Source organism: Stenotrophomonas sp. PS02298, from assembly GCF_029959445.1.
Taxonomy (GTDB): domain Bacteria; phylum Pseudomonadota; class Gammaproteobacteria; order Xanthomonadales; family Xanthomonadaceae; genus Stenotrophomonas.
Genome location: NZ_JASCOR010000262.1, coordinates 1 through 3,708, shown reverse-complemented (window position 1 = coordinate 3,708; position 3,708 = coordinate 1). Strand labels below are relative to the sequence as shown.

Here is a 3,708-nt window from a genome sequence, read left to right as displayed (position 1 = left end):
AAATTTTTTGAAATTTGTAGGCGCGGCGAACCCCGCCAAGCCAGCGCCAATACCCCCCCCCTCTGACTGCCATTGCATGCATGCAGACTGCCGGCGCTATCTGCTTCGCGGCTTACGCCGCTCCTACAAGAAAAGCCAAAAACAAAGGCAAAAAAAAACCGGCACGTCTCCGTGCCGGTTTCTTCATCGCCATCGCCACTTACAAACGCCGCCACTCCGGCCCATCACCGCGTCGCCAATAGACCGCCACTGCCTTGCCATACACCGTATCGGCATCCACCAAACCGAAGAAGCGGCCATCAAAACTGTTACCACGATGGTCACCCACCACCAACAACTTGCCAGCCGGAATGGTGATGCCATTGATGTCCGGGCCACCGCCATCACGCAGGTCCAGCTGCACTTGCTTGCTGCCGAACAACTCCCGCGCCACGTCCTGACGCAGCGGCTGTTCGTTGATGGACAGATAACCATCATGCAACTGCACGCGATCACCGGCCACGGCGACCACGCGCTTGATCAGGCGCGTGCCATCGGCCGGCGAATCAAACACCGCCACATCGCCACGCTGCGGGGCCTGCCCCGCCAACAGCTGTACATCCGTGAAAGGAATGCGCAGGCCGTAAGCGCGCATATCCACCACCACCCGATCACCGGGTTGCAGGGTGGGCTGCATCGAGCCGCTGGGCACCTGGTAGTGGTTGGCCAGACTATCGCGGGCGGCGAACAGCAGCAGCAACATCACCGCCAAAGGGAAAGCTTCGCGTCGCAGCCAGGCCAGCACGGGATGGGGCGATGCAAGGGACGCAGTCTCATTCATGGCTGATCACCAACTCCGGGGTCAAGCCGAATTGACCGCCCAAGACGGCCGAAGTTCCCCGTGGTTCCGGCGCCCGGGCCGCACACTTTGCTACGCAGACTTTACGCCGCCGCGTCCAGCCACCATCGCGATTTGACGTGGCTGCAGCGCATCGTGGCACCACCGCGCCGCACGGCGCTTGAACATGGTGCTACATGAGCGTTTTACTGATCCGGCATACCCAGAAGCCAATGCCGGATGCATCCTTCCTGCCCGCACAGCTCGCAGGGCAGCCGCTGCAATGCCTGTACTGCGGCTCATTGCCCGCTTTGGCCCAATGCCTGCAGCACGCACGGCAGCAAGCGCCGAGCTGGGTGCTGATCGAGAACAGCGCAGCCGACGCGGCGCAATGGACGCTGCACGGCCGCAGCGTATGCAACGCTCTGGACGCCCTGCCGGCACCGTACATCGAAATCGCCAGCAACGATGCAGATACGCTGGAGGCCCATCTGCATCCGCACCACGCTGCAACTGCGGTGGTGATCTGCAGCACCGGTACCGACGAGGCGCGACGTTTGTCGCTGGCGATTGCCACACGCCTGCTCGGCAACGGACAAGGTGGCTGAGCCATGGCGATCTTCATCGTGCGTGGGCCCGATGCCTGTGATGCACTGCTTCAGGCTAGCGTGCCGCTGCCACGCCAGGTCATGAATGCATTGGTGCATCGCGCACTCGATGTCGGCATCAGCGTGGCGCACCGCAGCTGCCACTCCGAGCAGGAGCTGTTGGACGCGCTATGCGCTGCCGACCACAACCCGGACGACGTGATCCTGCTTGCACCAGCGGCCTGCGTGCACAGCCAGCGCTTGCAGCGGCTGCTGCCGCGCCTGCGAAACGCCTACGTGGAGGTTCACGAGGACGCCAGCGATGCCCCGCAGTCCTGCCTGCCGGAGCATCTTGGCCATCGTCTTGGCATCGCCCAGGGCTACTGTGCACAAAGCTACGTGCTGGCCATGGAGCTGGCGCTGGAACACCTGTGCTGCAGCGACGTCGGCGATCGCGTGCACGTGGGCACCTGAGATGGACACGCATCGCTACATCGTCTGCTACGAGGTCTATCTGGATGGTCATGCGTTCTGGTGGGGGCATCTTGCACTGCGGCTGGATGAAGGCGATCCGATGCTGCTGCAGCCGCAGGCATTGCTGGACCATGTGTGCGCGATAGCGGCAAAGCGACATGATGTGGCTGCGGCGCAGGTGCGCTTGAAGATGATCAGTAGTTTGTAGCGAGTGGCGCTCATTTCTACCGGCTTCGCGGCTTACGCCGCTCCTGCAATTGCCTGGATGGCGCTTTGCCGAGCATGGCTCGGCACTACATGCGGCCGGCTGGGCCGCTTTCGCGGTGGAGCATCGCCCAATACACTCGGCCTGCCCTCTTTGAACTGCAGGTCTTCGACTCCACATGCCTCTACTCAACGGTTTCGCGCTGGGCCGGGAATTCGATATCGAGACGGAACTGGTGCAGGCATGTTCGGAAGCGCCAAACCACATCCTGGAACAGCTGGTTTTCAGCTCGGAGCTGGACTTTGATCCCTGCCGTGAGCAACTGGAGAAGGCGCTCTCGCTTCGTTACGGCCCATCTGCAGCGCCCATCTTGAGCGTGAACGGAGAAGTTTCCGTGGCCTGCTATACCTTCGCCAAGGACGCAACACGGGTCACCGCGCAGATCTCCTGCGAAGGGCCGAACTACCGCTGCCATGGCTTCGTCCATGCCACCACCCGCTGGCAACCGGATTCCAGTCCGTGATTCGCTATCATCGGCTCGCGGGCGTGTACACGCCAACCTGAAGCACGCATTCGATTCCCAAGGACGATCCCTGACATGAATAGTCATTCCATGCTGCTGTGCTTGCTGCTTGCCGTTGCACCGGCTGCGGCAGCGGATACCCAGGATGAAGCAGCCACATTGGCCATCGTCACCGCCGGCCATTGGCAGTCAGGGCAACAGCAAGGGATTTATCGGGTGCGTCTGGAGAATGTTGGCTTCGAGCACGTTTCCTGCCGTGTCTGGATTGAATGGCTGAGCACAGCTGCGCTTGCAAAGCCCTTCGCTACCGTTGCAAAACTGCCGTTGGCGGAAGCATCGGACGGCTTCTGGTCGTGCCCCAACCGCAGCGGCACCGTGGTTCTGCGCGATGCCTCGTTGCAGCTGCATCTGGTCCATGCCTATTCGCATGAGCCGCGCCTGTTCAATGTGGTGCTTGGGGCACCGGGACACTACCAACTGCAGGATGGGAACGAGCCCTGAAACACCTGCCAATCGCTCGACAACCGGGCAACGGCAGGCATGACTTCACGCTGTACGCGAGCACTGTCCAACAAAGGAACACACCACCGTGACGAATGGAATCAGCCTCACTTTGCTACCGACGACGAACACCGGGCAGCGCATCTGCCGCGGCCTGTTGTTGGCAGGCATATTGCTGCTGGGCGCATGTGCCACGCAGCCCGGTCCACTCGGCACGCTCTCCAACATCACGGTCACCGAGAGTGGCGTGGACAACGAGCGCGACGCGCTGCTGTGTCATGGATTCAAACCGGATCCCCGGCAGGTGCGTGCGTTCTTCCGCCAAGCCGTGCTGATCACCCCGCGCCAGCAACACGACTTCTTCCTGCATGGGCCCTGCTATGTGCGCGGCACCCTCACCACCGCGTACGAGACCTGGCATTGGGAGCTACGCAATGGCGGCACTGCGCGGGTGACTTCCGCTGCGGGCGATGATGCTTTCCTGCTGGCCGATCCGCGTGAGGAAACATCCCTAGGCGATGAGTGAGGCATGCGCAGTTCTGTAGTGCCGAGCCATGCCCGGCAGATGCCTTGCCGGTAAAGCTTCTGCCGAGCATGGCTC

At 61.9% G+C, this 3,708-nt stretch carries 7 protein-coding genes; 6 read left to right on the top strand and 1 reads right to left on the bottom strand.

Annotated elements, in window-relative coordinates; all coding sequences use genetic code 11:
- Positions 1 to 199 precede the first annotated feature (199 nt).
- A complete protein-coding gene (lepB, locus tag QMX78_RS20695) occupies positions 200 to 820 on the bottom strand; it encodes a signal peptidase I (protein ID WP_282273190.1) in 621 nt (206 codons plus the stop codon).
- A 194-nt stretch (positions 821 to 1,014) separates the two neighbouring features.
- Between lepB and QMX78_RS20690 the strand changes: the two genes are divergently transcribed.
- The 6 genes from QMX78_RS20690 to QMX78_RS20665 all read left to right on the top strand — a co-directional run bounded on the left by QMX78_RS20690 (position 1,015) and on the right by QMX78_RS20665 (position 3,633).
- Complete coding sequence (locus QMX78_RS20690; RefSeq protein WP_282273188.1) at positions 1,015 to 1,425, top strand: hypothetical protein; 411 nt, start codon at positions 1,015 to 1,017, stop codon at positions 1,423 to 1,425.
- A 3-nt stretch (positions 1,426 to 1,428) separates the two neighbouring features.
- On the top strand, positions 1,429 to 1,878 hold the full coding sequence (locus QMX78_RS20685) for a 3-dehydroquinate dehydratase (RefSeq protein ID WP_282273183.1): 450 nt from the start codon (positions 1,429 to 1,431) through the stop codon (positions 1,876 to 1,878).
- 1 nt (position 1,879) lies between these two features.
- Positions 1,880 to 2,086 carry a hypothetical protein gene (locus QMX78_RS20680; RefSeq protein WP_282273181.1) on the top strand — a complete coding sequence of 69 codons (207 nt, stop codon included), beginning with the start codon at positions 1,880 to 1,882 and terminating at the stop codon, positions 2,084 to 2,086.
- Positions 2,087 to 2,261: 175 nt separating this feature from the next.
- The gene (locus QMX78_RS20675) at positions 2,262 to 2,606 is read left to right on the top strand and encodes a hypothetical protein (RefSeq protein ID WP_282273179.1); all 345 of its coding nucleotides are present in this window, start codon (positions 2,262 to 2,264) and stop codon (positions 2,604 to 2,606) included.
- 75 nt (positions 2,607 to 2,681) lie between these two features.
- Positions 2,682 to 3,107 (top strand): hypothetical protein, encoded by a 426-nt coding sequence (locus QMX78_RS20670; RefSeq protein WP_282273177.1) that lies wholly within the window; start codon positions 2,682 to 2,684, stop codon positions 3,105 to 3,107.
- Between the two features lie 88 nt (positions 3,108 to 3,195).
- Positions 3,196 to 3,633, top strand: coding sequence for a hypothetical protein (locus tag QMX78_RS20665; protein WP_282273175.1), 438 nt, complete (start codon positions 3,196 to 3,198; stop codon positions 3,631 to 3,633).
- The last annotated feature ends 75 nt before the right edge of the window (positions 3,634 to 3,708 follow it).

Coding starts and splice junctions, on each gene's coding strand:
- lepB (WP_282273190.1), bottom strand. CDS start 820: ATGAATGAGACTGCGTCCCTTGCATCGCCCCATCCCGTGCTGGCCTGG.
- QMX78_RS20690 (WP_282273188.1), top strand. CDS start 1,015: ATGAGCGTTTTACTGATCCGGCATACCCAGAAGCCAATGCCGGATGCA.
- QMX78_RS20685 (WP_282273183.1), top strand. CDS start 1,429: ATGGCGATCTTCATCGTGCGTGGGCCCGATGCCTGTGATGCACTGCTT.
- QMX78_RS20680 (WP_282273181.1), top strand. CDS start 1,880: ATGGACACGCATCGCTACATCGTCTGCTACGAGGTCTATCTGGATGGT.
- QMX78_RS20675 (WP_282273179.1), top strand. CDS start 2,262: ATGCCTCTACTCAACGGTTTCGCGCTGGGCCGGGAATTCGATATCGAG.
- QMX78_RS20670 (WP_282273177.1), top strand. CDS start 2,682: ATGAATAGTCATTCCATGCTGCTGTGCTTGCTGCTTGCCGTTGCACCG.